We start from the raw sequence: 26,130 nt of genomic DNA on the forward strand, positions 1-26,130 counted from the left end.
TGCCGGCGAAGCAGGATTTTTTCATGGCAGAAAGAATAGTATTCTTCGTGTCTTTTTGCCAGCTTTACTAAACTCAAATTTCCGATTTCAAATCTAGGAGGAATTTTTATTATGAACAAGACGGATCTGGTAAACAGCATTGCGGAGAAAAGCGGTCTGACGAAGAAGGACGTTGAGTCCGTATTGAACGGTTTCCTTGGCGAAGTTTCCGACGCCCTGGCCAAAGGCGAAAAAGTGCAGCTGATCGGCTTCGGCACGTTCGAAACGCGCAGCCGCTCCGGCCGCGTCGGCCGCAACCCGCAAACGGGCAAAACGATCGAAATCGCCGCTTCCAAAGTTCCGGCGTTCAAAGCGGGCAACAAGCTGAAAGAAGCCGTCAAGTAATTCATGCGGCTTGACAAGTTTTTGAAGGTGTCGCGCCTGATCAAGCGCCGGACCGTGGCGAAGGACGTGTCCGACCAGGGGCGCGTCCTTCTCAATGGCAGGGAAGCGAAGCCGAGCGCCTCGCTGAAGGTTGGAGACGAGCTGGAAATCCAGTACGGACAACGCATTTTGACGGTCCGCGTGGAGAAGCTGGCGGATTCGACGCGCAAGGAGGACGCGGAGAGCCTGTACTCCGTTGTGAAGGAAGAATACAGAAAGAGCGAAAACCCTCCGTTCCTCTCCTGATGAAGACGAAAGCTGGCCCCCACCGAGCGCGGTGGCGGCCGTTTTTTTTGCACCGTGTTAAGCGCCTCCGGATGCTTGCCGGGCCGCCGTTCGAGGAGGCGAAAAACCGGCCGATGGCGTCGGGAAAGCCTGCGTCGGGCAACCTTATGGCGTCGGAAAGCCTGCGCAAGAGCTATCGGGCCGCAGAATGCCTCATATCGGCCGCCTGCAGAATGACTCGCTCGGCCGCCTATGTTGGATTTTATCCAATCGACGTAGCGGGAAAGGAGAAAAATCCGATTTAGAGTGGATTTTATCCAACGAAAAACGGCCATTTCGGCCGGAATGGACGAAACGGACTTGCTAGAATGGACAAAATCCAATCAAGCCCGAGGTTTTTGCGAGAAAGCCGGTTTTGATTGGACAAAATCCACTGAAGCTCCGCCGCGCATGCTTACCCAACATCCCCGCCGCAGCAAGCCAAGAATACTACTCAGTCCCCCTGCCAACCCATCGAACGCGTCGCCACACGCCAAGAAGACCAGCCAGTCCGCTGCCAGCCCAACGTACCCGCCGCCGCTTCGTCCTTCAACCCGTCTGCGGCCCATCCAGGACGCGGCACCGGTTTTCTCCCGACCCCCGTTCTAATCCGAACTTCTCCCCCATAAGCTAGTCTCATAAAAGGAGGGACGTGCCATGGACTATGGGAAGGGCGCGAAGCGGCAGGAGGTTCGGCTGCTCAACCGCAAGTTGATGGACATTTCCGGCGTGCTCAACGTGGAAAGCTTCGATACGGACGAGTTTTTGCTGGAAACCGAGTGCGGTCGCGTGACGATCAAAGGCCAGAACCTTCATATGAAAAACTTGAGCCTGGAGCAGGGGCTCGTCACGATCGAGGGACATATCGACTCCTTCTTTTACATGGACGGGGCTTCCGTCGGCAAATCCAAAGGCTTGCTCGGGAAGTTGTTCAAGTGAATGCGGCCGTTCATTGGTCGACGATCGGCGCGATGATCGCGCTCGGGCTCGGCATGGGGTTCGCGTTCGACGCGTATCGGGTCGCGTGCGGCCGGTTCAACGTTCGCCGCTGGATGCTGCCGGGACTGGATTTGCTGTACTGGGCGGCCGCCACCGTCGTCGCATTCCAGCTTTTGCTGGCCAACAATTTCGGAGAGGTGCGCCTCTACGTTTTTCTCGGCATCGGCATCGGGGTCACCGGCTATTTTGGCCTGTTCGGCTCGTTCGCGCGCAAGCTGGTCGCCTGGCTGTACCGGGTGATCGAGGCGGCGGCAAAAGGGCTGTGGAAGACGGCGCGGATTTTGCTGATCGTCCCGGTCGTCTGGATCGTGCGCGTGCTGGCCCGGCTGATCGACATCGTTTTCGTGGTCGTCGTCGCGATTTTGCTGTGGACGGCAAAGCTGCTGCTCAAACCGCTTGGCGGCATCGGCGGGTGGCTGTGGAAACGCCTGCTGCCGGTTCGGCGGAAAGCCGGAAAGTGGTTCGCTCCGGTCGTTCGGGCGAAAGAACGCTGCGCAAGGTTATGGGAACGCCTCCGCCGAAAGTCATAATTCGACACGGCCGGAGGTTTTTTATGCGTCATAAGGCGTATTCTATCTAGCTTTTCGCGTATGCTATAATAGTAGCGCCCGATCTGTTTTTTCGATTATGGAAAGTCGTTTCGGTTCGGGGTACTCGGGGCAAGGGATCGGAAAGGGGAGCTTCGGATGGCTACGCGCACGACGTCAACGCCGGCATCGGTAGGAGCACGCAGACGGCTTAAGCTGCTGCTGCTTGTCATCGTCCTGTTCATGAGCTGGGCGACGTATACGATGCTGCATCAATACCACCAGCAATCCGAACGTTCCGCGAAGCTGCAGGAGGCCAAGAGCAAGCTGGCGGAAGCCGAGGCGAAGACGGCCGCGCTGAAGCTTGAGGTCGAAAGGCTCAACGATCCCGAATATATCGGCCAAATCGCCCGCAAAGATCAAGGGATGATGCTTCCCGGAGAACGCGCCATTCAAGTTCAACCCTAAAATGGCGGTATTTTCGAGATATCCGTCTGTTGACCTTGCTTTTCACAATCGGTTATAATCGGCGTAAGCCGGATTGATATATTGAACGGCACACTTATGTTCAGGGAGGAACATCGGTTTTTATGGCCATCGAAGTGGGCACGAAATTGGAGGGTAAAGTAACCGGCATTACGCATTTCGGAGCGTTTGTGGATTTGTCGGGCGGAGTTACGGGCCTCGTTCACATTTCCGAAATCGCGGACAGCTATGTTAAGGACGTCAACGAGCATTTGAAGATCAGCGACGTCGTTACCGTCAAAGTCATCAATGTGGACAAGGACGGCAAGATCGGCCTGTCCATCCGACAAGCTGTTGACAAGCCGCCGGAGCAACAGCAGCAGTATCGCGAACAACGCGGACCTCGCGGAGATCGCGGAGGTCGACCCTTCAAACCGGGCGGTCCGGGCCGCGCCTCGTTTGAGGATAAGATGAACCGGTTCCTCAAGGACAGCGAAGAGCGCATGTCCACCCTGAAGAAGAGCACGGAATCCAAACGCGGCGGACGGGGCGGACGTCGATCGTAATACCCGACCCCTCATTTTTATAGAAGTTTTATAGCAGCAACCAGATAACCGTCGGCTCGGCTGGCGGTTTTTCGCGTTTTCGGGAGCGTTCCGCGCAAGCCGAACGGCGGATGGCGATTCTTTCATTTATAACGGTTAAAAGTTTTTAACGAAAACCCGGATCGGGAGCGATCCGGGTTTTCTCTATTTCGAGGGCATCCGGCACGGCAGCGAAAAAAGAGGGCGTTTTGCGGTCGCCAATTGCCGTCGGATGGAGGCGTTTTCCTCTCCGGCATTCGACGGAAGGCATCGCAGGCGTCCGCTCGCGGAAGCCGTTTCCCCAACTCCGGCGCGGATTTGCCGGTTGCCGAACGGCGTCGCCGCCGCCTCGCGCCCGCTGTCGGAAAAAACTTTTGCTTCGCCAACGGCTTCTGACAAACTTCATGAAACGCCGCTCCTATAATTAGAGGCACACTCTTTGGAAAACGAGGTGCTCATTGATGATCAAGCAGTCCGTCATTCCCTTCGTGCCGCGCCAGCAGCAAAATCCAAATTCCGATGAGAACAAAAAGGAGAGACGATGGAAATTCAATTTGCGGAATCCGCGAAAAAAACCGGCGCCGTCCCGGCCCGGAGATCGCGCCTTGGTCGGTTTGTTTCAGCGTTATCGATGGGCATTGCTCGTCGTTGCCGTCGGTTTTTTGCTCGGGCGAGCGGTTATGCTGGAAGGGCTCGCGCCTTTTGCGGCCGCCTTCTTCGCCGTCGTGCTGTACACGCGCAGAGACTTGGCCGTGTGGGCCGCGGCGGGGGCGTTCGCGGGGAGCTTCTGGTCGCTTTCGGGGGAGCCGGCGGTCATCGCCGCGGAGATCGGCATCGTCTATCTGCTTGTCCGAGCGCTGGAGGCGTACGAGCGAGCGGATCTGTCCCACGCTCCGGTCGTCGTGTTTACTTCGACGCTACTGGTCCGCCTCTTTGCGACGGTCATGACGGAGACGTCGGCCGGCTGGCTGCCGTACGCGCTCACGGCGGTGGAGGCGGGACTTGCGTTCGTGCTGACGCTGCTGTTCCTGCACGCCCTGCCCGTCTTGTCCCGGCCCGCGAGAAAATCCCGCCTGCGCCACGAGGAGTGGGTGGGACTGATGATCCTGGCCGCCTCGGTGCTGACGGGCGTCGTCGGCTGGGCCGTCTACGGCGTTTCGCTGGAGATGCTGCTGTCCCGCTACGCGGTCGTGCTGGTCGCGCTTGCCGCCGGTCCTTTGGTCGGCACTTCCGCGGGGGTGATCGCCGGCATTATTTTGAGTCTTTCGGATTTGAGCGCCGTTTCGCAGATCGGCATTTTGGCCTTCGGAGGGCTGATGGCCGGGTTGATCCGACAGGGCGGAAAGCCCGCGGTCGCGTTCGGCCTGCTGCTGGGCACTTCGATGTTGTCGCTCTACGAAGGGCAGGCCCAGACGACGATGGCCTCGGTCTGGGCGTCCGTAGCCGCTTCCGTCCTGTTGTTCGCAACGCCCCGGAAGTGGATCGACTCTATTGCAGGATATGTGCCGGGGACGGCGGATTATGCCCAAAATCAACAGGACTACGCAAAAAAAGTCCGGGACTTGACCGCGGAGCGGGTCGAGCGGTTCTCGGAGGTGTTCCGCCAGCTGGCCGGCAGCTTCCGCCAGATCACGTATGCCGGAGAGACGGCCCGCAGCGAACGGGATTTCGAACATTTTATCAATACGGTGCACGAGACGAATTGCCAGAGCTGCCATCGGAGGTGGCAGTGCTGGGACGGACAGTTTTTTCAAACCTACAAATTGCTGACGGACATGATGAGCGCGGTGGAAACGGATCCGGAGCTCGCCGCTTCCCATCTGCCCAAGCCGTGGACGCGGCATTGCGTCAAAACCCCGCAGGTGCTGGAGGTGCTCAAGCGGCAATACGACTTGTACCGCCACGACCAACACTGGCGGCGCCAGGTGCAGGACAGCCGGCTGCTGGTCGCCGAGCAGCTGTCGGGCGTCTCCCAGGTCATGGACGACCTGGTGAAGGAAATCCGCAGGGAAGCGAAGGAGCTGAGCCGGCAGGAGGAGCAGATTCGGGAAGCGCTCGATGGCTTGGGGCTGGCGATTCAACGCATCGATATCATTAATCTGGAGGAGGGACAGGTCGAGATTGAAATGATCCATGCGTTCCGGCCGGGGTACGACGAGTGCCGGAAAATGATCGCGCCGCTGCTTAGCGACATCCTCGGCGAAAGCATTTCGGTGCGAAGCGAGCGCGTGGCGGAAGGACCGGGGAAGTGGACGACCGTCACGTTCGGTTCTGCGAAGGCGTTCGAAGTGACGACCGGGGTGGCCGCGGCGGCCAAGGACGGCGACCTGCTGTCCGGCGACAGCTTCAGCATGACGGAGCTGGGGAGCGGCAAGTTCGCGGTATCCATCAGCGACGGCATGGGCAACGGGGCGCGGGCGAGGCTCGAAAGCAGCGCGGCGCTGTCGATGCTGGAGCAGCTGCTGCAATCGGGCATCAACGAGCGGGTGGCGATCAAGTCGGTCAACTCGATTTTGCTGCTGCGCTCGCCCGAGGAAATGTTCGCGACGGTCGATCTCGCGCTGATCGACCTGTACACGGCGCAGGCGACGCTGCTGAAGATCGGTTCGACGCCGAGCTTCATCAAGCGCGGGCGCGAAATCATTCCGATCGCGGCGAACAACCTGCCGATCGGAATCCTGCAGGACATCGAGGTCGACTTCCTGCAGATCGATCTGGAGCCCGGCGATACGCTCATCATGATGACGGACGGCATCATCGACGCCCCGGGACACGCGATCAACAAGGAAATGTGGATGAAGCGGGTGCTTCAGGAAATCGCGAGCGACGACCCGCAGGAAATCGCGGACGCGCTGCTTCAGACGGCGATGCGCCAATATCCCGGCGGAAGCGTCAGGGACGACATGACCGTCGTCGTCACGAAGATCGCCCGGCGCGAGCCGGAATGGGCGGCGTTCCGCTGGCCGGGACTGGACCGGCTGGAGCGTTCGCGAACGGTCAGCTGACGGACTTTATCGGATGCTCGAATTTCTTCGGGCAAACACAGGCTCTGATCTTATTCAAGGAGGAGATGCACCGTGAATATGACATACGGTTCGAATGCCGCGAAGGAAAAACAAACGAGGGTCCGACGGCGCGACGGAATCGCCGCGACGGGTCCGCCGCCGCGGGCGCGGCGGGGAATCGCGCTTGAAGCTTGCCGCCGGCCGCGGGCCGTTCGTCCGGATCGGTAACGCTGCGTTGAACGCTAATGACCCATGAGGGTTTCATATAAATATTCCGTTTTGTTTTGGAGGTGGGACGAAGTCAATCGGTTGACCGGCTGTCCGCCTCGGGGAACGCCTCCCCGCCCTCCGCGTACAGCTTCAGCAGGGCCGCGGCCTCATTCGCCATGGACTGCCGGAGCGATTCCGGCCGGAGCGCGAGGGCGGAGGCGCCCAACCCGAGCAGCAGCCGCGCCGCGTACGACTCGGTTTGCAAGTCGACATCGGCCTCGACCCAAGCCTCCGACGCTTGCCGGGAGGACAATATGCGAACATATCGTTCCGAGGCGAATTGCCGCCAAGCGTCGGTCCTCACCCGCACTTGCGCCGGATAGCTGGGGAGCGAGGCTTTGAACCGGGCGGTCGACCGCTGCCACCAGGAAGCGAGGTCGAACGTTTCGGGCACTTGAAAACGATCTTCCAACAGCTCGGCCGAAACGAGCCGGGAAACGCGGAACGTGCGCACCCGGTCTTCGGGCGAAGCGCAGGCCATGGCGTCCGGTTTAACGTCGGGCTCCGGCTTCGGCTCGCGTTTCGGACCGGATTTCGCTTTCGGGCTCGCTTCCGGATCCGGGCCGCCCTTTCGATCGGCGTTCCCGTCCGATACGGCGTTCCGGTCCGGGACTTTCCCCGCTTTGCGATCTTCCCCGCGTTCCTCCTCCACCTGACCGGCGAAGTACCAGGTTTGCCGTTTGGCCACCAACCCCCACGGACAGACGGCGAACGGAGCGTGAATCCGCTCATCCGCGCCAACGTAGCGGATGAGCATTTTCCGCTGCTCCCACACGGCCTTCTGCACCGTCTCCAAAAAAGGCGCCGGCTCGCCGGCTTCATGCCACCCGGCCCCGTCGATATGCAGATGGCGGCGGACGAATTCGGCTTCGTCCCGCCTCGCGGGCGGCAGCGCGGAGAACAGCTTGCGCAGCGCGCTCGACGTGTCGTCCGGGAGCTTCAGGTCGCGCACCGCGCTCGACGATTGCAGCGCCAGCAGCGCGGTAATTTCCCCCGTCGTCAGTCCCGTCAGCCGGGTCCGGTAGCCTTCCTGCAGCACCCAGCCGCCGCTCGCGCCTCTTTCCGCGTAAATCGGAAAGCCGCTCGCGGACAGCGATTCCATATCGCGATGCACGGTTCGCGGCGACACCTCCAGCCGGCGGGCGAGCTCGCCGGTCGTCGCTTTTCCTTGAGCCTGCAGCAAATGGAGAATTCGCAGCAGCCGGTCGCCTCGCATGGGCCATCCCCCCATTCCCGTTCGCGCTTGCGCCTCGTTCGTTCGGCCCCGCGAAATGATTTTCCGAATACCGTCAGTATACCGTTTCAATTATGACACTAGTTGTCTTATATGCAAGAGTAGCATAACGGTATTCCGAATCCAAAGGCGGTGCTCATGAACATGGAAAAAACGTTGGCAGGAAAAGTGGCGGTCGTCGCGGGAGCGACGAGAGGGCTCGGCAGGGCGATCGCGATCGCGCTCGGCGAAGCGGGGGCCGTCGTGTATTGCACGGGCAGAAGCGTCCGGGGCAATCCGTCGGACATCGGGCGGAGCGAAACGATCGAGGAAACGGCGGAGCGGGTGACCCGTTCGGGCGGAACCGGCATTCCCGTTCGCGTCGATCATACGGACGAGCAGCAGGTAAAGGCGCTGTTCGAGCGGATCGCGGACGAGCGGGCGGGCCGTCTGGACATCGCCGTCAACGACGTCTGGGGCGGAGATTCGCTGATCGATTGGGAGAAAAAATTTTGGCAGCAGGATCTGGCAAGCGGATTGCTCGTCCAGCAGCGCTCGGTCTGGTCCCATATGATCACGAGCCGTTACGCCGCGCCGATGATGGTCGAACGGGGGAGCGGGCTGATCGTCGAAATTACCGACGGCTGGAATTACCGCTATCGGGGTCATCTGTATTACAGCTTGGCGAAAATTTCGTCCATTCACCTCGCCGAAGCGATGGCCGCCGATTTGAAGCCGCACGGCGTCGCCGCGGTCGCCGTTACGCCCGGTTTTTTGCGCTCGGAGGCGATGCTCGACCATTTCGGCGTCACGGAGGACAATTGGCGCGACGCGATCAAGATCGAACCGCATTACGCCATGTCGGAGACGCCGTTCTATGCGGCCCGGGGAATCGCGGCGCTCGCCGCCGACCCCAGACTGCTCGACAAGAGCGGCGGCATCTACACGTCGTGGGGATTGGCGGACGAATACGGGCATGCGGACGTCGACGGCCGGCGGCCCCATTGGGGAAATTACGCGAAGGAGCAGGGCTTTTACTCCGAGTGATCCCGGCAGCCATCAGACCCGCCGCTGCTCGCTGATTTCGGCAGACGGAGGTTATTCCTTTTGGGCGGACGGCCGCGATTCGAAGCCGGGTTGCGGAAGTCCCGCGATTGCTCGGCGCTCTTCTCCGGCAATCCTTCCGAAGGCTTGCAGCTTATCCGGATTCAGGACCGCATAAACGGCGCGCAGCGGCTGCGCGCCGCCGCCGGCAAGGCCGAACGCGAAGACGGCCTTCAGCTTCCCCTCTTCCCAAGCGGCGATGCCCGGTTCGCCGTTGACGTTCGCGACGGACAGCTCCGCATGCCGAAGCGAGCGGGAGGCCATCGCCTTCAGCAGCGCGACCACGCGGGAAGCGCCCGCAATCGGATTGATCGCCGCTTTCGTCCGGCCTCCGCCGTCGGTCAGCATGACCGCGTCCTTGGCGAGCAGGGCCAGCAGCTCTTGCACGTCGCCTTTGGCGAACGCGGCGGCAAACCGCCGCGCAAGCCGATCGCCCGCCGCCGGAAGCGGGCGTTCCCGATCGGCCGGACCGAGCTTGCGGAGCGCCCGGCTGACGAGCTGACGGCAGCTCGCCTCCGTCTTGCCGAGGATTTCCGCCATTTCCGCATACTCGAAACGAAGGGCTTCCCGCAATACGACGGCGGCTCTTTCGGCCGGGCCGAGCCGCTCCAGCAGCACCAAATAAGCGTAAGACATCATTTCCGCTTGTTCGGCGACGGCGGAAGGGGCAGCGTCCCGCCCTCCTTCCAGCGGCTCCGGAAGCCATGGGCCGACATACGTTTCGCGTCTTCGGCGGGCGGACTTGAGCGCGTTCAAGCAGCGGTTCACGGTCAGCTTGCTCAGATAGGCCTTCGGATTGCGGACGGCCCCCGGCTCGAAATCCGGATTCGCCTGAAGGGACGAAAACGTTTCCTGAACGATATCCTCCGCGTCCGTCCAGGTTCCCATGATCCGGTAAGCAATCCCCAGCAAATAACGGCTGAAGGCCGAATACCACTCCTCGATGCTCGATCCCGAATTTCGTTCGTCCGGCACGCCGTTCACGCGCCATCCCCCTTTATGAATAACAGCCGGGAAACATCCCCGTGGACACCGCGATCCGGTTCCAGCAATTGATGGCGTTGATCGCCATGATCAGGTCGACAAACCCGGCCTCGTCGAAAAATTTTCGCGCGTTTTCATACGCCTCCAGCGGCACTCCGGTCTCGGACAGCCGGGTGACGCACTCGGTCAGCTCGAGCGCGGCCCGTTCCGATTCGCTGAAGCAGGGCGCTTCCCGCCATACCGGAAGAAGCGCGAGGCGTTCCGCGGATTCGCCGAGCTTCAGCAGGTCCCGGGAGTGCAGGTCGACGCAAAAGGCGCAGCCGTTCAGCTGCGAGGCCCGAACCTTGATCAGCTCGCAAAGGCGGCGGTCGAGGCCGCGGCCGGCAACGAAACGCTCCAGCGAGGCAAGCGCCTTGTAAGCTTCGGGATTGGCCTCCCGATAATTCATTCTCATTTTCACGGGTAAATCCTCCTTTTTCTCCTCTTCGGTTGCCGCGGGCAAAAATCTCCCGTCTACGAATAGACAAAACGCCTCCCTTTTTTGTGACATCAAGCCGCTCTTCGGCGCCGCCGGGGTTAAATCTAGCGATTTTTGCCCACAATAGATTGCTATAGGGCACAAAAAAGAGGAGTGAACGTCATGAAGCAAATTTTGCTTATTACCGACGGCGGATCCAATGTCGGCGAAAGTCCGGTCGTCGCCGCGGCGCAAGCGTATGCGGAAGGCATCGTCGTCAACGTGGCCGGGGTCGTGGACGACGGGGCGATCGGCGAGCACGGCGCGGCGGAAATCGCGGAGATCGCGCGGGCGGGCGGCGGCATGAGCCGCATCGTCGCGACGCCGCAATTGTCGGGGACGGTGCAGATGATGACGCGAAAAACGGTCGCGGCCACGGTGCAGCAGGCCGTCAATCACGAGCTGCGGCAATTGTTCGGCGTCGGATCGGTTGCCGAGCTGCCGCCGGCGAAGCGGGCCGAAGTCGTGCGCGTCATGGAGGAGATCGGGGAGACGGCCGAGCTGCGGGTGGCGCTGCTGATCGACGCCAGCGCGAGCATGCGGCCGAAGCTGTCCGCGGTGGAAGAGGCGATTCGCGATTTGTCGCTGAGCCTGCAGGCGCGGGAAGGGAACAGCCTGGCGGCGGTGTTTCATTTTCCCGGGGAATTCGGCGACGAGGCTTGCGTGATGGATTCCGGCTGGACCGGGGCCGTCGACCGGATCCGCATGCTGTCCGGGAAGCTGAAGATGCGGGGAACGACGCCGACGGGGCCGGCCCTGCAGCGGGTGTTGGAGTTTTTCCGGGAGACTTGTGGTAATATCATGGTAGAACCTGTACAAACATCCTCGCTTGCAAAGCGGGACGAAACGCTAGAGGTGCGGAGTGACTACGTCGTCTGAATCCCGCTTGCAGCCGGGAACGGTATTGCGCGGGAAATGGAATGGCAAAAGCTACACCCTGCAGCGTCTGCTCGGCATCGGCTCGAACGGCCAGGTGTACCTCGCGTCGCACGGACGGGCCGTTTGCGCGATCAAGATCGGCCAGGACACCGCGGACTTGCAGGCCGAAGCGAACGTGCTCGCCTCGCTCGACCAGCGGGAGCGGGGACGCTCGCCGTTCTTGCTGGACGTGGACGATGTCGCGGTCGGGGAGCGGGTGCTGCCTTTTTACGCGATGCAGTATGTGCCCGGCCAACCGGTGAAAACGTATATCCGGCGGCATGGCGCGGAGTGGGCCGGCGTCATCGGGTATCGGCTTCTCAAGCGCCTGGCGGAGCTGCATGCGGCCGGCTGGGTATTCGGGGATCTGAAGAGCGATAACATCCTGGTAGGAAAATACGGCCAGGTCGGCCTGGTCGATTACGGCGGGACGACCGCGATGGGACGCAGCGTCCGGCAGTTTACCGAAATGTACGACCGCGGCTTCTGGTCGGCCGGCAGCCGGACCGCCGAGCCGGCTTACGACTGGTTCGCGGTCGCCGTGCTGTGGATTCACGCGCTCGACGGCAAACGGCTCATCCATCTCAGCCGGACGCTCCTGCCGCAAAACCGGCACCCGCGCGAGCTGATGACGCTCGTGCGGACGAACCGGCTGCTGAGGCCGATGGAACCGTGGCTGCAACGGGCGCTGGCGGGGGAATTCAGGGATACCGCCGAAGCTTGCGAGGCATGGCGTGCCGCCCTTGCGCCGCAAGCCCGTCAGACGGACAAGACGGGCGGCGTGCCGGGCTGGATGGCCGGCCTGTTCGCCGTTTCGCTCGTTTTGTGCGTATCCGTTACGGCGTATTGGCTGCTTCAATAGGAAAAAGAGCATTAGCTGCGGACGGGGGACACCATTGGACGATCTTTTGCTTCGGGTCGAAAAGGAAACCGCCGGACAAAGCTGGCGGAAGCCCGGCGAGACGATCGTAGCCGCCGTCTCCGGCGGGCCGGATTCCATGGCGCTGCTTCATATGCTGAAGGAGCTGTCGGAGCGGGACGGCTTTCTCGTCGTCGCCGCCCATGTCAATCATCGGTTTCGCGGAGCGGAAGCGGACGGCGAAGAGGCGACGGTGCGTCAGGTCGCGGAAGGCTGGGGCATCGTTTGCGAGACGGCGGCGATCGACGTTCCGGCTTACATCGCCGCAACCGGGAAAAATCCGCAATCGGCCGCCCGCGAAAAAAGATACGAATTTCTTCGGGAGGTCGCCCGGCGCCGCGGCGCGGGGACGATCGCGCTCGGCCACCATGCGGACGATCAGGCGGAGACGGTGCTGATGCGCATATTGCGGGGCACCGGCATCGGAGGGATGGCAGGAATTCCGGAGCGCCGCCGCGAAAAAGAATTGGAACTGATTCGGCCGTTGCTGCGTATAACCAAACATGAGCTTCTCGAATACGGCGCGAGGAACGGGATTCCCCACGTCGTCGACAGCAGCAACGCCAAAACGCATTATTTTCGCAACGCGGTTCGATTGGATATTTTGCCGATGCTGGAGAAGTACAATCCCCGGCTGCGGCCGGCTCTCATCCGGTTGTCGGAGCTCGCTTCGGCGGAGAACGACTTTATGGAAGCCGAGGCGCGCAAGGCGCTCGAACGAACGGCGGAACGCCGGGGAGACGGCTGGACGATCGATCGCCGCGGCTTTCGCGGTTTGCACGTCGCTTTACAACGCAGATTGATTAAATTAATATTAAGCTGTCTTGAAAACGAGAACGAACCCGCCGATTTCGAAAGGGTGGAAGAGGCCGCCGCCGCGATTTCCTCGGAACGGACGACCGGCTGCCGCATCGACCTCGGACGGGGATGGACGGTCTTGTGCGAGTACGAATCGGCTTTTATCGGATGTGCGCCGGCGTTAACGTCCGGCTTTTCCTATTCCGTTTCCGGACCCGGAACGGATGCGGCCGTGCCGGAAGCCGAGACCCTGTTCCGTTTTCGCTGGTTTACCGGAAGCAGCACCTCTCCTGCGGAGTTTCGAAGGGAGGCTTTTTTTGACGCGGCCGATCTGCGATTTCCGCTGACGATTCGCAGCCGCCTTCCCGGCGATCGGCTGGAGCCCCATGGATTAAAAGGCTCCAAAAAAGTGCAAGATATGTTCGTCGACGCTAAGGTTCCGCGTTTGCGAAGGGATTCGGTGCCGCTCCTTGCGGACGCGGACGGCCGCATTTTGTGGATTCCGGGCTTGCGCCGCTCGCGGCATGCCGTTCCGAACGACGCGACCGCGGCCACGGTTCGGGTCACGGCCGAATCTCTTCGCGACAATCGCGAATAACAGCGACATGAACGGAGTAATGCTATCATACCGTGTATTAAATCGGATCGGGAGGACCCATCTTTGCAGAACGACATTCAAGAAATTCTGTATTCCACGGAAGAGATCCAAGCGAAAGTCAAGGAGTTGGGCGCCGCCGTCAGCCGCGATTACGAAGGGCGCAACCCGCTCGTAATCTGCGTGCTGAAGGGCGCCTTTATTTTTATGGCGGACCTGGCCAAGAACATCACGGTCCCGATCGCTCTGGATTTTATGGCCGTCTCCAGCTACGGCAATTCCACCCGGTCTTCCGGAGAGGTGCGCATCGTCAAGGATCTGGACACCTCCGTCGAAGGCCGGGACGTCATCATTGTCGAGGATATTATCGACAGCGGCCTGACGCTCAGCTACATTATCGACGTTCTCGAGCGCCGCAACGCCCTGTCGGTTCGGGTCGTCGCCCTCTTCGACAAGCCGGGGCGCAGGACGGTCGACCTGAACGCCGACTATACGGGCTTCGTCATCCCGGACGCTTTCGTGGTCGGGTACGGTTTGGATTACGCGGAGAAATACCGCAATTTGCCTTTCGTCGGCATACTGAAACCTGAAGTTTATTCGAGCTAATGATGCGCTGATGACCGCCTTGACGAGCAGGCCCGAATTTGTTGTGATGCTCAGACAGGCTATGGTAAAATGATGTAAGCGTGTCGAGAGGAGGTCAGGGATGAATCGGATCATCCGGAACACAGGCTTTTATCTGCTTATTTTTTTGGTGACCGTCGGGATCGTTCAGTTTTTCATCAGCCGGAACGAGACGACGGAAGGACTTACGTATAACGAAATTTTGGCCGTTGTGCAGCAGGGGAACGTCAAGGACCTGCAGCTGCAAGTGGATAACGGCACTTATTTGGTAACGGGCCATTACAAAGAAAAACCGGCCGACCGGAGAAGCGACGCCTTCGCCGGGCGGGTGATGTATACCGAGGATGCCGCGCAAAATTTTGCGTCCCTGGCCGTGGAGAAAGGCGCGATCGTCGAATTCAAGGAAATGCGGGGTCAAAGCTTCTGGCTTACGTTCCTGACATCCATCATTCCGTTCGTGATCATGTTCATCCTGTTCTTCTTCCTGATCAATCAGGCGCAGGGCGGCGGCGGCAAGGTCATGAATTTCGGCAAAAGCAAGGCGCGTCTATATAATGAAGAGAAAAAACGCGTCACCTTCGAGGACGTGGCGGGCGCCGACGAAGAAAAGCAGGAGCTTGTGGAAGTCGTCGAATTCCTCAAGGACCCCCGCAAATTCGCGGCTCTCGGAGCGCGAATCCCGAAGGGCGTTCTGCTCAACGGGCCTCCGGGCACCGGTAAAACGCTTCTCGCCCGCGCGGTGGCGGGCGAAGCGGGCGTACCGTTCTTCAGCATTTCCGGTTCCGACTTCGTGGAAATGTTCGTCGGCGTCGGCGCGTCGCGGGTTCGCGACCTGTTCGAAAACGCCAAGAAGAACGCGCCCTGCATTATCTTCATCGACGAAATCGACGCCGTCGGCCGTCAGCGGGGCGCGGGCCTCGGAGGCGGACACGACGAGCGCGAACAGACGCTTAACCAATTGCTCGTCGAGATGGACGGTTTCGGCGCCAACGAAGGCATCATCATTATCGCGGCGACGAACCGTCCGGATATTTTGGACCCGGCCTTGCTGCGTCCCGGCCGTTTCGACCGCCAAATCACGGTCGACCGTCCCGACGTCAAAGGCCGCGAGGCCGTACTCAAGGTTCATGCCCGCAACAAGCCTTTGAACAAGGACGTGCGGCTGGACACGATCGCCAAGCGGACGACCGGCTTCACCGGCGCCGACCTGGAGAACCTGCTGAACGAAGCGGCGCTTCTGGCCGCGCGCAAAAACAAAAAAGACATCAATATGATCGACGTGGACGAAGCGATCGACCGCGTCATCGTCGGCACCGAGAAGAAGAGCCGCGTCATCAGCGAGCGCGAGAAACGGATCGTGGCCTACCACGAATCCGGCCATACGGTCGTCGGTTACTTCCTCGAGCACGCCGATATGGTTCACAAGGTGACGATCATCCCTCGCGGACGCGCGGGCGGCTACGTCATCATGCTGCCGAAGGAAGACCGGATGCTCGTCACGAAGCAGGAATTGCTGGATAAAGTGACCGGATTGCTTGCCGGACGCGTCGCCGAAGAAATTTTCATCGGCGAGATCGGCACCGGCGCCTACAGCGACTTCAAGCAGGCGACCAGCATCGTTCGCAGCATGATCATGGAATACGGCATGAGCGAAAAGCTCGGGCCGATGCAATTCGGCCAAAGCCAGGGCCAAGTGTTCCTCGGCCGCGATCTCGGACACGAGCCGAACTATTCGGACAAGATCGCGTACGAGATCGATCAGGAAATGCAAACGATCATTCAAAGCTGTTACGACCGGGCGAAGAAGCTTCTCACGGAGAAAAGCGAGGAAGTCCATTTGCTCGCGAAGACGCTGCTTGAGGAAGAGACCCTTGAGCTCGAACAAATCAAGAGCTTGATCGAGAAGGGCGATCTGAGCGGCGCGAACAGCGGCGGGAGCACTCCCGACGATTCCAAGGGCGAGCCGACCGTCGACGCGCTCGGAGCGAACGTCCGCGTCCGCATCCAGACGCGCGAGGGCGAAGCGACGCCTCCCGCGCCGGATCAACCCCGCGACGACGACGGTTCCGAAGAACCGAAATAACGGGAAATCGCATCCAGATTATAAAACCTCCGGCCCCCGCAATGCGCGGGTCGGAGGTTTTTTGATGCCGGTCGATCAGGCAATCGGCGTCCCGTTCGGAACGGGCTGGTCGGGCCGGAGCAAAATGACGTCCCCCTTTTCCGGCACGCCGCCAAGCACGAGCACTTCCGATTCGAAGCCGGCAATCCGGCGCGGAGGAAAGTTGACGACGGCGACGACCTGCTTGCCGATCATCGCTTCCGGCGTATAGCGCGCCGTAATTTGGGCGCTGGAGCGCTTGACGCCGATGTCCGCCCCGAAGTCGATTCGCAGCTTGATCGCCGGGACCCGGGCTTCGGGGAAAGCTTCCGCCGCGACGACGGTGCCGATGCGCATATCCAACGTCAAAAAGTCATCGATTGTAGCCAAATGAACGAAGCCTCCTTTTATAGAATCATCCTATCATACCCGTGCAGATCGCGGATTTGAAATCGGCCGCCGTCTTTTTCCGAACTTTCATTGACAGCCCTATTTCCCGAGTGTAAATTAATTGTTGAACAGTTTGTGAGGCGACCCATGAAAATGTCGCGAATTGTTCAAACTAATGAAAGATCGACAACAACTTTGTGCTTATATTCACAAATTCAAGCGAGGAGAATCCGCCATGGAAGCCTTGGCCCTGGAACACAAAGCGGAGCAAAACCGCGAGCTGCGCGAACGGCTGCTGCAACTGAAAAAAGAGCGCAACGCCATTATTCTCGCGCACTATTATCAGCGGGATGAAATACAGGAAGTCGCGGATTTTCGCGGGGATTCGTTCCTGCTCGCCCAGAAGGCGGCGGAGACGGATGCCGACGTCATCGTGTTTTGCGGCGTGCATTTTATGGGGGAGAGCGCCAAAATTCTCGCCCCGAACAAAACGGTGCTCGTGCCCGACGAACGCGCCGGCTGCCCGATGGCCGACATGGTCAACCCGATCGGCCTGCGGGAGCTGAAAGCGAAGCATCCGAACGCAAAAGTCGTCACGTACATCAATTCGTCCGCCGACGTCAAGGCCGAAACGGACATTTGCTGTACGTCCTCGAACGCGGTCAAGGTCGTCAACTCGATCGACGCCGAAGAAATCATCTGGTGTCCGGACAAAAACCTCGGCCACTGGGTGCAGCAGCAAACCGGCAAAAACATGATTATCTGGGAAGGTTACTGCAACACGCACGACATGCTCACGATCAAGGACGTCGTGGAGATGAAGGCGAAGTACCCGAACGCGCAGTTCGTCGTTCACCCCGAGTGCCGCCCGGAAGTCGTCGAGATGGCCGACTACGTCGGAAGCACGACCGGCATCCTCAAGTATTGCCGGGAATCGGACTGCAAGGAGTTCATCGTCGGCACGGAGGACGGCACAGGGTACCAGCTGCGGCTGGACAGTCCGGACAAAACGTTCCATTTCGCTTCGAAATTCCTCGTCTGTCCGAACATGAAGGTCAACAACCTCAAAAAAGTCGTCCGCTGTCTGGAGACGATGCAACCGCAAATTTACGTGCCTGAAGATGTAGCCGAAAAAGCCAGAACGTCGCTCATGCGCATGCTGCAAGTGAAGTAGCATGCGCTACTTTCTTCATGAGGAGATCTCCGATCATGATTCCACGTTATATAGTCGATTTCGATCCGCGCGAGCTGCCCGAGCATAAAACCGACGTTATCGTGATCGGCGCCGGCATTGCGGGCCTGTTCGCCGCCCTTCAGGCGAGCCGCAGCGGCAAGCGGGTGCTGATGATCACGAAAAAATCGCTGTTTGACAGCAACACGAGGTATGCCCAAGGCGGCATCGCCGCCGTCATTTCCGAGGACGATTCGCCCGAATTTCATCGGCAGGATACGCTGATCGCCGGGGTCGGCCTTTGCGATCCGGAAGCGGTCGACGTGCTTGTCCATGAAGGGCCCCGCGGGGTGGAGGACCTCATTCGCTACGGAACGCATTTCGACGAGGAGAACGGCCTGCTGGCATTGACCAAGGAAGGCGCTCACAGCCAGCGGCGCATTTTGCACGCCAACGGGGATGCAACCGGTTTCGAAATCGTGCGGGCGCTGGCGGAAAAAGTCGGGGCCGATTCCCGGATCGAAGTATGGGAAAATCATTTTGCGCTCGATCTGCTCACCGAGGACGGGGAGTGCCGGGGGCGCTCGTCCAGAAGCCGAACGGCGCGCGCGTCGTCGTGCTCGGGCTCGCGACGGTGCTGTGCACCGGAGGCACGGGGCAGCTGTATCGCTACACGACGAACCCGGAGGTGGCGACCGGCGACGGCATCGCCATGGCCTACCGGGCCGGGGCCGTCATTCGCGACATGGAATTCATCCAATTTCATCCGACTTCGTTATGCTACCCGGGAGCGCCGCGCTTCCTGATTTCCGAGGCGGTGCGGGGCGAAGGCGCCGTGCTTCGGAATATTCGGGGCGACCGCTTCATGGAAAAATATCACCCGCAGCTGGAGCTCGCGCCGCGCGACGTCGTGGCCAGGGCGATCGTCAGCGAAATGGAAGCGACGAAATCGACCTATGTCTATATCGATATTACCCATGAAACGCCGGAGCTGATCAAGCACCGGTTTCCGACCATTTTCGAATACTGCCTTAATTACGGGCTCGATATGACGACCGACTGGATACCGGTCGCGCCGGCCGCCCACTATATGATGGGCGGGGTTCGGACCGACCTGAACGGGGAAACGAGCATTCCGCGCTTGTTCGCCTGCGGCGAGGTATCGTCGACCGGCGTGCACGGCGCGAATCGGCTGGCGAGCAATTCGCTTTCGGAAGCGATCGTGTTCGGCCGCCGGATCGTGGAAAGGATCGGCACGTTGCGGCCGCTCGCCGCGGGCGTGCGGTCCGGAAGCGGCGAAAGCCGGAAAGCCGGCCCGACGGGCGCGATCGTCGAACGGAGATTGAAGCTGCAAAAAGTGATGGTCCGTTCGGTGGGGCTCAGGCGCAATCGGTCCGGTCTGCAAAAAGGAATGGACGAGCTGAACCGCCAGCTTCCCGTGTTTCAGACGGCGCTGGCCAAACCGGAGGAGCTCGAGTTCGCCAATCTGCTGACGTGCGCGCTGCTCACGACGAAAGCGGCGCTCGCCCGCGAGGAAAGCCGGGGCGCGCATTATCGCGAAGATTTCCCGGAACGGAACGACGAGGCATGGCAAAAGCACACGGTGCTGCACCGAGAAAACGGAATCGGCGAGGAGGTTGTCGGACATGTTTGAGCGGGAGAGCGATTTTCGGATCGGGGGACCGGCGGTCGACGCCATCCGCGCGCAAATTCGCGCCTGGCTTGCGGAGGATATCGGCAGCGGCGACATCACGACGATGGCGACGGTGCCGCAAGGCCATCGCTCGAGCGGCATTATCCATGCGAAAGCAAGCGGCGTAGCAGCGGGCATGCCGCTCGCCCGGATCGTCTTCGAAACGGTCGATCCGTCGTTGGCGTTCGAAGCGAAAATCGCCGACGGGACCTTTCTTGAAAAAGGGACGGTGCTGGCGGTCGTCGAAGGCTCGACGCACAGCATTTTGACAGGGGAGCGCCTTGCGTTGAATTTGCTGCAGCGGCTTTCCGGCATCGCTACCCAGACGAAAGTTTATGCCGATGCGGCGGCCGGATACTCCGTCAAAATCGCCGACACCCGGAAAACGACGCCCGGCCACCGCACGCTGGAGAAATACGCGGTGCGGATCGGCGGGGGCTACAACCATCGCTACGGCCTTTACGATGCCGTCATGATCAAGGATAACCACATTAAGGCGGCGGGCGGCATAACGGAAGCCGTGCGGGCCGCCAAGTCAAGGGCGCCGCACACGATGAAAATCGAGGTGGAGGCCGAGTCGCTCGCCCAGGCGGAGGAAGCGGCCAAGGCCGGGGCGGACATCGTCATGCTCGACAACATGCCGACCGACCGGCTGCGCGAAGCGGTCGCGCGCGTGCGCGAGCTGGATCCGCACGTGCTGCTGGAAGCGTCGGGCGGCGTTCGGCCGGAACGGGTGAAGGAGTTGGCGGCCGCCGGCGTGGACATCATTTCGGTCGGGAGCCTGACGCATTCGTTTCAAGCGCTGGACATCAGCCTTGACCTTAACGCGATCAAAGAGGGGGCAAGTTCGTGATTTTGGTCGTCGATGTCGGCAATACGAATATCGTGCTCGGTCTCTACGATAACGGTACGCTCAAGCAGCATTGGCGGCTGAGCACGAACCGTTCCGCTACCGTAGACGAGTACGGCATTCAGCTTGTCACGTTATTTCAATTCGCCGGAGTGAAGACGGAACATATCGAAGGCGTCATGCTGGCCTCCGTCGTTCCTCCCCTTATGCCGATGCTCGAACAATTGTTCCGGAAATACGTCGGGCGCGAGGCGCTCGTCGTCGGACCGGGGATCAAGACCGGCCTGAACATCCGGTACGAAAATCCGAAGGAGGTCGGCGCGGACCGGATCGTCAACGCCGTGGCCGGTATCGAGCATTACGGCGCGCCGCTCGTCGTCGTCGACTTCGGGACGGCCACGACGTTCGATTATATCGACGCCTCGGGCGCTTATTTGGGCGGGGTCATCCTGCCGGGGATCGGCATTTCCGCGGAGGCTCTGTACCAGCGCGCTTCCAAGCTGCCCCGCGTCGAGCTGATCAAGCCGAAACGCGTCGTCGGCCGCAATACGGTATCCGCGATACAGTCCGGGCTCATATACGGCTATGCGGGACAGGTGGACGGAATCGTCAACCGGATTCGCAAGGAGCAGGGGGAAAACCCGAAGGTGATCGCCACCGGCGGGCTGGCGGAACTGATCGCCGGGGAGTCGGAGACGATCGAGCACGTGGACCCGCTGTTGACGTTGGAAGGGTTAAGAATGATTTACGAACGGAACCGATAAAAACAAACGAAAAAAGGAGCGAGAGGGATGAAGGACCAACTGGTACGCGGAACGGCGTGGAATGACGGAATTCGCGTGTTCGCCGCCAGAACGACCAATCTCGTCGGCGAGCTGCAGCGCCGCCACGATACGTACCCGGTCGCCACGGCGGCGCTCGGCAGAACCGCGACGGCCGCGGCCATGATGGGCGTCATGCTGAAGGGGCAGGAGAAATTGACGGTTCAGGTGAAGGGCGACGGCCCGATCGGCCAGGTGGTGGTCGACGCCAATGCCTCGGCCGAGGTGCGGGGGTATGTCGATTTTCCGCATGTCCATTTGGCCAGCAACGCGCAAGGAAAGCTGGATGTCGCCGGGGCGGTCGGCCGCAACGGCTATTTATATGTCATTAAAGACCTGGGGCTGAGAGAGCCATACAAAGGAAGCGTCCCGATCATATCGGGAGAGCTCGGGGAAGATTTTACTTATTATTTCGCGCTGTCGGAGCAGACGCCTTCCGCGGTCGGCCTCGGCGTGCTCGTGGATACGGATCATTCGGTCCTCCATGCCGGCGGATTCATCGTGCAGGTCATGCCCGGCTTGGACGACGCGGGACTGTCCCGGCTGGAAAACGCCGTCGCGGCGATGCCGCCGGTCACGGCGCTGCTGCAGCAGGGAGAAACGCCGGAAAGCATCCTGAAATTTTTGGTCGGCGACGACCTTACGCTGCATGACGAAATGGAGCCCCGGTTCCAATGCCATTGTTCGGCCGAACGCGTCGAACGGACGCTCATCAGCATGGGCGCGAACGAGCTGCGGCAGTTGATCGACGAAGACGGGCAGGCGGAGGTACACTGTCATTTTTGCAACGAAACATATGCGTTCGACGCTTCTCAATTAGAAGCGCTGCTCCGGCGGGCAGAATCATGAGGGGTTGAACGCGATGAGACGAACGAAACGGCAGCCGTATCCGCCGGTCGTTTTGCTCGCCATCGTCTTCTTTATCCTCATCGGAGAAACGGGCTGCATGGCCGGGAATTCGGATTCCGACACGGTTGCCACCGTCGGCGGCATCGACATCACGCGGCAGGAGCTGCTTGACGAGCTGCAGGAAGACGCCGGTGCCCAAACATTAAGGACGATGATGTTGCGAATCGCCGTCGACAAGGAAGCGGAGGAAGCGGGAATCGAAGTTTCGGAAGCCGATCTGGACCGGGAGCTTCGGCGGCTGGCCGAAGGCTACGGCGGACTCGATCTCTATTACGAGGGCATGAGCAGCCAGCTCGGCATGGATCCGGAGGAAGTGCGGGAAGATGCGTTGTACCGGTTGAAGTTAGAAGAGATCGCGATTCGGCCGATCGAGGTGTCCGACGAGGAGATTCGGGCTTATATAGCCGATCATGCCGACGAATTCGGCCCCCAGGTCGAGCTGCAGCTCTCCCGGATCGTCACCGGGGAGGCCGAGGAGGCCGAGCTTGTGATGCGGAAGCTGGAAGAGGGGGAGAACTTCGCGGATCTCGCGAGGCAATTTTCCTCAGACGAATGGACGGCCTCCGAAGGCGGAAGCCTGGGCTGGGTTTCCGGCACGGATCCGTTCGTCGGCGCCGATGTGCTGAGCGAAGCCTTGCGGTTGGATGTAGGCCAAATCGTGGGACCGATCGCCACGGAAGAGGGCTATCAAATCGTGATGGTCACGGGCCGCAAGGACAAGCCGGCGGCGGAGGCCTCTTTGGCGGAAGAGACGGCCAGACGTCATTTGGCGCTCGAGCGCGCGGGGCCGCTTCCTGACCTGGAGCAGGCGCTTTTGGACAAGTACGGGGCGGTCGTGCGGGATGAGGAGTTGAAGTCGTAGCCCGGTTCGAGACGGGATCGGCTTCGTGCGAATCGGCGGCATGGAAACGGTAACAGCTATTGACATTGCGGACATTCATTGATAAGATGAATCTAACGAAATGCCTACTGAAATAGTCGGATTAAAGGGCGGGCGACATCGGTCGTCCCCATATTCGGGAGGGAATTTGTCCATGGCCAAAATTGTACAAAATGTCACCGAGCTGATCGGCGATACGCCGCTTGTGCGCCTCAACCGCATCGTGCCGGAAGGCAGCGCGGAAATTTACGTAAAGCTGGAATATCAAAACCCGGGCTCCAGCGTCAAAGACCGGATCGCCATCAGCATGATCGAAGAAGCCGAGAAGGAAGGCCGGATCAAGCCGGGCGACACGATCGTCGAGCCGACGAGCGGCAACACCGGGATCGGCCTGGCGCTCGTCGCCGCGGCGAAAGGCTACCGCGCCGTCATCGTCATGCCGGAAACGATGAGCTTGGAGCGCCGCAACCTGCTCCGCGCTTACGGAGCCGAGCTCGTGCTGACGCCGGGATCCGAAGGCATGAACGGCGCCGTCAAAAAAGCCGAGGAAATCGTAGCCGAAAATCCGAGCTATTTCCTGCCGCAGCAATTCAAGAACAAAGCAAACGTGAAAATTCACCGCGAAACGACCGGCCCGGAAATCGTCGAAGCGATCAACTCCCTGGACGGAAAGCTGGATGCGTTCGTGGCCGGCATCGGCACGGGCGGCACGATTTCCGGCGCGGGCGAGGTGCTGAAGGCCAACTTCCCGAACATCAAGATCGTCGCCGTGGAGCCGTCCGCTTCCCCGCTGCTGTCCGGCGGCAAGCCCGGCCCGCACAAAATCCAAGGCATCGGCGCGAACTTCATTCCGGAAATTTTGAATCGCGAAATTTACGACGAAGTGATCACCGTGGAAAACGAAGAAGCCTTCGAAACGGCTCGAACCGTCGCAAAGAAGGAAGGCCTGCTTGTCGGCATTTCCTCCGGCGCCGCGATCCATGCCGCGCTCAAAGTGGCGAAGGAGCTCGGCGAAGGCAAGCGCGTCATCGCAGTCGTTCCGTCCAACGGCGAACGCTACCTGAGCACGCCGCTCTTCAACTTCGAAAATTAATCTTCAGTTCGGCCATAGGAGCTCCCGCTATCGCGGGGGCTTTTTTAAAATTATAGAATTTATAAAATTCCGGGGTGAGGGAAGGCTACCACCTCGTCTTAGTTTTTGGTAAGGTTAAGAGTATGGAGACGAACGTGCTAAAACGAATTTTCTTTGATGAACATGGGCATTGGGATCGGTTTGTCGCGAAGCATAAGGGCAGGATTCGTCCCAATGTGATCAAAGAAGTGGAGAAGTTTCGCAAATGTGGAGACCCGCGAAACGGATTCAAGCTGCTAGTCTGCGAAGGTTGCCACGACTTGCGGCTTGTACCGTATCGTTGCAAAGGGAGATTCTGTACGACCTGTTCATGCGGAGAGACGGAAGAATGGGCGCGGCTCCTGGAACAAGACGTATTCCAGGTGAACCACCGCCATGTCGTCTTTACGATTGATGAACGGTTGCGGGAAGTGTTTCTGCTCCATCGGGAAAAATTGTTGAAAGAATTTATGGATGAAGCGGTTCGAATCGTCAAAGAGTATTTCGAAAAAAAGCATAAGGTGACCCCGGGGATCATCGCGGGGTTACATACGTTTGGGGCACGGCTTCAGTTTAATCCGCACGTCCATATGCTGGTGAGCATGGGGGGAATGAAGAAGAACGGGGAATGGAAAACGTATGACTTCGTTCCGTTCGAGATGTTGCGCAAACAATGGCAGACGGTGGTACTGAAGCTGATCCGCCGCAAGTTAAGTGCCGAAGAGAAGAGACAAGTGCAAAGCCGTTTACAAAAAGCCTACTCTGAAAATGGAGAAGGGTTCTATGTGCATGCACCGAAACAAAAAGGTGATGTGAAGCGGCAATTGGGATATATCGGGCGATACATGAGAAGACCGGCAATCGCGGTGAGCCGAATTGTTGCGTATGATGGGGAAACGGTGACCTTCCGTTACCGGGATAAGCATGACGGGGAAGAGAAAACGGAGACGATTACGGTAGAAGAATTGATTGGGCGACTGATTCGGCATATTCCGGATGAGAACTTTAAGACGATCCGTTACTACGGAGTGTACTCGAGGCGGATCAAGGGTCTGTGCAAGAAGATGGTCAGTGAGTGGCAAAAAGCAGCAAGGAGATGGATCGTCAAAGTCAGGAGGCTCTTGAAGAGGAGAACGTGGAGCGAACGGATCAAGGAGCAGACGGGGAAGCCGCCATGTTGTCCGAAATGCGAAAGTTATTATGAATACAAGGGAGAAGCCTGTCTTGAAGAAGGGAAGTTGAAGGTGAAGTACGCGGTGTGCTCCACCTCAAAAGCATGTCTGGAAAGGATGATACGAGATGTCACTGGTGTCCAGGAAACGAAAGGCAGCCAAGCGAAAGAAAAAGCAGCAAAGCGGATTGCATAACAAAGCGAAGGTCAAGTACATCTGTTTACAATGTGACATAACCGAAGAGATTCCATTGAGTGTTGTACGGGATTTTGATGCGATGGATGACGGAGATCCGACTGTCCCTCCGAAATTTCGATGTGAAGAATGCGGCGGAGCGATGTACCCGGAATATTACAAAGGACTTCATGGCTACGAGTATCGGATAGGTGACGTAAGAGATTAAGCTGAGTGCTGCTACACACCCAGCTTCATATCCTCCATATGAACTCGATGCTCGAACCAGAAGGACGCCGTAAGGCGTTTTTCTTAATAAGGAATGTTTAAAATCTTCAATGAGCCGTGCGCAAGCGGCCGCACAAACTTGAGGGCACAGGCGCGTTGACCAGATCGGAGACGCTTCTCCAACGAATCTCCCCATTCGATTCGGAATACGGCTCGCCCTCCGCGGTTCCTGTTGGGCTGTGGCGGCTCATTCCTGGAAATTGAGTAAAAATGACTCATCTTGCCGCTCCTAAAGGCGCACTAACGAACCATTTGAGTCGTGGCGACTCATTTCCAGCCTCCAAACGCGAGTTGCCGGAAGAAATTGTGTAAAAATGACTCATCTTACCGCTCCCGAAGGCGCACTAACGAACCATTTGAG

24 protein-coding genes and 1 pseudogene are annotated in these 26,130 nt (G+C 59.6%); 21 read left to right on the forward strand and 4 right to left on the reverse strand.

Translation table 11 applies throughout. The annotated features are described in order from the left end of the window. Window positions 1–111: 111 nt before the first annotated feature. The 7 genes from JW799_RS08005 to spoIIE all read left to right on the forward strand — a co-directional run bounded on the left by JW799_RS08005 (window position 112) and on the right by spoIIE (window position 6,267). The gene (locus JW799_RS08005) at window positions 112–384 is read left to right on the forward strand and encodes an HU family DNA-binding protein (RefSeq protein WP_080831634.1); all 273 of its coding nucleotides are present in this window, start codon (window positions 112–114) and stop codon (window positions 382–384) included. 3 nt (window positions 385–387) lie between these two features. Next, window positions 388–669 carry an RNA-binding S4 domain-containing protein gene (locus JW799_RS08010; protein ID WP_080831633.1) on the forward strand — a complete coding sequence of 94 codons (282 nt, stop codon included), beginning with the start codon at window positions 388–390 and terminating at the stop codon, window positions 667–669. 675 nt (window positions 670–1,344) lie between these two features. Next, complete coding sequence (gene yabP / locus JW799_RS08015) at window positions 1,345–1,626, forward strand: sporulation protein YabP (protein WP_080831631.1); 282 nt, start codon at window positions 1,345–1,347, stop codon at window positions 1,624–1,626. Further along, on the forward strand, window positions 1,623–2,216 hold the full coding sequence (yabQ, locus tag JW799_RS08020; protein WP_080831630.1) for a spore cortex biosynthesis protein YabQ: 594 nt from the start codon (window positions 1,623–1,625) through the stop codon (window positions 2,214–2,216). The genes yabP and yabQ overlap by 4 nt, the downstream gene beginning before the upstream one ends. A 156-nt stretch (window positions 2,217–2,372) precedes the next feature. After that, the gene (locus JW799_RS08025; protein ID WP_080831629.1) at window positions 2,373–2,681 is read left to right on the forward strand and encodes an FtsB family cell division protein; all 309 of its coding nucleotides are present in this window, start codon (window positions 2,373–2,375) and stop codon (window positions 2,679–2,681) included. A gap of 122 nt (window positions 2,682–2,803) precedes the next feature. Then, window positions 2,804–3,244 carry a S1 domain-containing RNA-binding protein gene (locus JW799_RS08030; RefSeq protein WP_080831628.1) on the forward strand — a complete coding sequence of 147 codons (441 nt, stop codon included), beginning with the start codon at window positions 2,804–2,806 and terminating at the stop codon, window positions 3,242–3,244. 479 nt (window positions 3,245–3,723) lie between these two features. Further along, a complete protein-coding gene (gene spoIIE / locus JW799_RS08035; RefSeq protein ID WP_205429358.1) occupies window positions 3,724–6,267 on the forward strand; it encodes a stage II sporulation protein E in 2,544 nt (847 codons plus the stop codon). 301 nt (window positions 6,268–6,568) lie between these two features. On the opposite strand, the gene JW799_RS08040 is transcribed toward spoIIE, so the two are convergent. Next, window positions 6,569–7,753 (reverse strand): helix-turn-helix transcriptional regulator, encoded by a 1,185-nt coding sequence (locus JW799_RS08040; RefSeq protein ID WP_205429360.1) that lies wholly within the window; start codon window positions 7,751–7,753, stop codon window positions 6,569–6,571. Window positions 7,754–7,915: 162 nt separating this feature from the next. Here JW799_RS08040 and JW799_RS08045 point away from each other — a divergent pair, with 162 nt between their 5' ends. Then, on the forward strand, window positions 7,916–8,797 hold the full coding sequence (locus JW799_RS08045; RefSeq protein WP_080831683.1) for an SDR family oxidoreductase: 882 nt from the start codon (window positions 7,916–7,918) through the stop codon (window positions 8,795–8,797). Window positions 8,798–8,848: 51 nt separating this feature from the next. Here the strand turns inward: JW799_RS08045 and JW799_RS08050 are convergent, their stop codons facing one another. Together JW799_RS08050 and JW799_RS08055 are read right to left on the reverse strand one after the other, a co-directional pair. Continuing rightward, the gene (locus JW799_RS08050; RefSeq protein ID WP_176220548.1) at window positions 8,849–9,838 is read right to left on the reverse strand and encodes a sigma-70 family RNA polymerase sigma factor; all 990 of its coding nucleotides are present in this window, start codon (window positions 9,836–9,838) and stop codon (window positions 8,849–8,851) included. Between the two features lie 13 nt (window positions 9,839–9,851). Further along, window positions 9,852–10,298, reverse strand: a complete 447-nt coding sequence (locus tag JW799_RS08055; RefSeq protein ID WP_080831623.1) for a carboxymuconolactone decarboxylase family protein — start codon at window positions 10,296–10,298, stop codon at window positions 9,852–9,854. A gap of 180 nt (window positions 10,299–10,478) precedes the next feature. On the opposite strand from JW799_RS08055, the gene JW799_RS08060 reads away from it, so the two are divergent. The 5 genes from JW799_RS08060 (at window position 10,479) to ftsH (ending at window position 16,292) form a co-directional block, all read left to right on the forward strand. Beyond that, window positions 10,479–11,234: a vWA domain-containing protein gene (locus JW799_RS08060; RefSeq protein ID WP_080831622.1), complete on the forward strand. Its 756-nt coding sequence runs from the start codon at window positions 10,479–10,481 to the stop codon at window positions 11,232–11,234. Then, window positions 11,218–12,135: a serine/threonine protein kinase gene (locus JW799_RS08065; RefSeq protein ID WP_245809584.1), complete on the forward strand. Its 918-nt coding sequence runs from the start codon at window positions 11,218–11,220 to the stop codon at window positions 12,133–12,135. Before JW799_RS08060 ends, JW799_RS08065 begins: the two co-directional genes overlap by 17 nt. 34 nt (window positions 12,136–12,169) lie before the next feature. Beyond that, the gene (gene tilS / locus JW799_RS08070) at window positions 12,170–13,588 is read left to right on the forward strand and encodes a tRNA lysidine(34) synthetase TilS (protein ID WP_205429362.1); all 1,419 of its coding nucleotides are present in this window, start codon (window positions 12,170–12,172) and stop codon (window positions 13,586–13,588) included. Between the two features lie 63 nt (window positions 13,589–13,651). Next, window positions 13,652–14,191: a hypoxanthine phosphoribosyltransferase gene (hpt, locus tag JW799_RS08075; RefSeq protein ID WP_080831619.1), complete on the forward strand. Its 540-nt coding sequence runs from the start codon at window positions 13,652–13,654 to the stop codon at window positions 14,189–14,191. Between the two features lie 100 nt (window positions 14,192–14,291). Further along, window positions 14,292–16,292, forward strand: a complete 2,001-nt coding sequence (gene ftsH / locus JW799_RS08080) for an ATP-dependent zinc metalloprotease FtsH (RefSeq protein WP_080831618.1) — start codon at window positions 14,292–14,294, stop codon at window positions 16,290–16,292. A 75-nt stretch (window positions 16,293–16,367) separates the two neighbouring features. Here the strand turns inward: ftsH and csaA are convergent, their stop codons facing one another. Then, window positions 16,368–16,700: a chaperone CsaA gene (gene csaA, locus JW799_RS08085; RefSeq protein ID WP_205429364.1), complete on the reverse strand. Its 333-nt coding sequence runs from the start codon at window positions 16,698–16,700 to the stop codon at window positions 16,368–16,370. 235 nt (window positions 16,701–16,935) lie between these two features. On the opposite strand from csaA, the gene nadA reads away from it, so the two are divergent. The 8 genes and pseudogenes from nadA to JW799_RS08125 all read left to right on the forward strand — a co-directional run bounded on the left by nadA (window position 16,936) and on the right by JW799_RS08125 (window position 25,502). Beyond that, entirely contained in the window at window positions 16,936–17,874 is a 939-nt protein-coding gene (gene nadA, locus JW799_RS08090) for a quinolinate synthase NadA (RefSeq protein ID WP_205429366.1), read from the forward strand. Window positions 17,875–17,909: 35 nt separating this feature from the next. Beyond that, a pseudogene (gene nadB, locus JW799_RS08095) lies at window positions 17,910–19,525 on the forward strand (L-aspartate oxidase). Next, the gene (gene nadC, locus JW799_RS08100; protein WP_080831614.1) at window positions 19,518–20,417 is read left to right on the forward strand and encodes a carboxylating nicotinate-nucleotide diphosphorylase; all 900 of its coding nucleotides are present in this window, start codon (window positions 19,518–19,520) and stop codon (window positions 20,415–20,417) included. Before nadB ends, nadC begins: the two are co-directional and overlap by 8 nt. Then, window positions 20,414–21,178, forward strand: a complete 765-nt coding sequence (locus JW799_RS08105; RefSeq protein WP_205429368.1) for a type III pantothenate kinase — start codon at window positions 20,414–20,416, stop codon at window positions 21,176–21,178. The genes nadC and JW799_RS08105 overlap by 4 nt, the downstream gene beginning before the upstream one ends. Window positions 21,179–21,205: 27 nt before the next feature. After that, window positions 21,206–22,084, forward strand: a complete 879-nt coding sequence (gene hslO, locus JW799_RS08110; protein ID WP_205429370.1) for an Hsp33 family molecular chaperone HslO — start codon at window positions 21,206–21,208, stop codon at window positions 22,082–22,084. 13 nt (window positions 22,085–22,097) lie between these two features. Continuing rightward, complete coding sequence (locus tag JW799_RS08115; protein WP_205429372.1) at window positions 22,098–23,006, forward strand: peptidylprolyl isomerase; 909 nt, start codon at window positions 22,098–22,100, stop codon at window positions 23,004–23,006. Window positions 23,007–23,178: 172 nt separating this feature from the next. Continuing rightward, complete coding sequence (cysK, locus tag JW799_RS08120; RefSeq protein ID WP_080831610.1) at window positions 23,179–24,117, forward strand: cysteine synthase A; 939 nt, start codon at window positions 23,179–23,181, stop codon at window positions 24,115–24,117. A 122-nt stretch (window positions 24,118–24,239) separates the two neighbouring features. Beyond that, on the forward strand, window positions 24,240–25,502 hold the full coding sequence (locus tag JW799_RS08125; RefSeq protein WP_043111181.1) for an IS91 family transposase: 1,263 nt from the start codon (window positions 24,240–24,242) through the stop codon (window positions 25,500–25,502). The last annotated feature ends 628 nt before the right edge of the window (window positions 25,503–26,130 follow it).

Source organism: Cohnella algarum (assembly GCF_016937515.1).
GTDB classification, from domain to species: Bacteria; Bacillota; Bacilli; order Paenibacillales; family Paenibacillaceae; genus Cohnella; species Cohnella algarum.

What these genes read in the sequence shown, in the direction of transcription:
- JW799_RS08005 (WP_080831634.1), top strand. Translation starts at nt 112, where the DNA reads ATGAACAAGACGGATCTGGTAAACAGCATTGCGGAGAAAAGCGGTCTG.
- JW799_RS08010 (WP_080831633.1), top strand. Translation starts at nt 388, where the DNA reads ATGCGGCTTGACAAGTTTTTGAAGGTGTCGCGCCTGATCAAGCGCCGG.
- yabP (WP_080831631.1), top strand. Translation starts at nt 1,345, where the DNA reads ATGGACTATGGGAAGGGCGCGAAGCGGCAGGAGGTTCGGCTGCTCAAC.
- JW799_RS08025 (WP_080831629.1), top strand. Translation starts at nt 2,373, where the DNA reads ATGGCTACGCGCACGACGTCAACGCCGGCATCGGTAGGAGCACGCAGA.
- JW799_RS08030 (WP_080831628.1), top strand. Translation starts at nt 2,804, where the DNA reads ATGGCCATCGAAGTGGGCACGAAATTGGAGGGTAAAGTAACCGGCATT.
- spoIIE (WP_205429358.1), top strand. Translation starts at nt 3,724, where the DNA reads ATGATCAAGCAGTCCGTCATTCCCTTCGTGCCGCGCCAGCAGCAAAAT.
- JW799_RS08040 (WP_205429360.1), bottom strand. Translation starts at nt 7,753, where the DNA reads ATGCGAGGCGACCGGCTGCTGCGAATTCTCCATTTGCTGCAGGCTCAA.
- JW799_RS08045 (WP_080831683.1), top strand. Translation starts at nt 7,916, where the DNA reads ATGGAAAAAACGTTGGCAGGAAAAGTGGCGGTCGTCGCGGGAGCGACG.
- JW799_RS08060 (WP_080831622.1), top strand. Translation starts at nt 10,479, where the DNA reads ATGAAGCAAATTTTGCTTATTACCGACGGCGGATCCAATGTCGGCGAA.
- ftsH (WP_080831618.1), top strand. Translation starts at nt 14,292, where the DNA reads ATGAATCGGATCATCCGGAACACAGGCTTTTATCTGCTTATTTTTTTG.
- nadA (WP_205429366.1), top strand. Translation starts at nt 16,936, where the DNA reads ATGGAAGCCTTGGCCCTGGAACACAAAGCGGAGCAAAACCGCGAGCTG.
- nadC (WP_080831614.1), top strand. Translation starts at nt 19,518, where the DNA reads ATGTTTGAGCGGGAGAGCGATTTTCGGATCGGGGGACCGGCGGTCGAC.
- hslO (WP_205429370.1), top strand. Translation starts at nt 21,206, where the DNA reads ATGAAGGACCAACTGGTACGCGGAACGGCGTGGAATGACGGAATTCGC.
- JW799_RS08115 (WP_205429372.1), top strand. Translation starts at nt 22,098, where the DNA reads ATGAGACGAACGAAACGGCAGCCGTATCCGCCGGTCGTTTTGCTCGCC.
- cysK (WP_080831610.1), top strand. Translation starts at nt 23,179, where the DNA reads ATGGCCAAAATTGTACAAAATGTCACCGAGCTGATCGGCGATACGCCG.
- JW799_RS08125 (WP_043111181.1), top strand. Translation starts at nt 24,240, where the DNA reads ATGGAGACGAACGTGCTAAAACGAATTTTCTTTGATGAACATGGGCAT.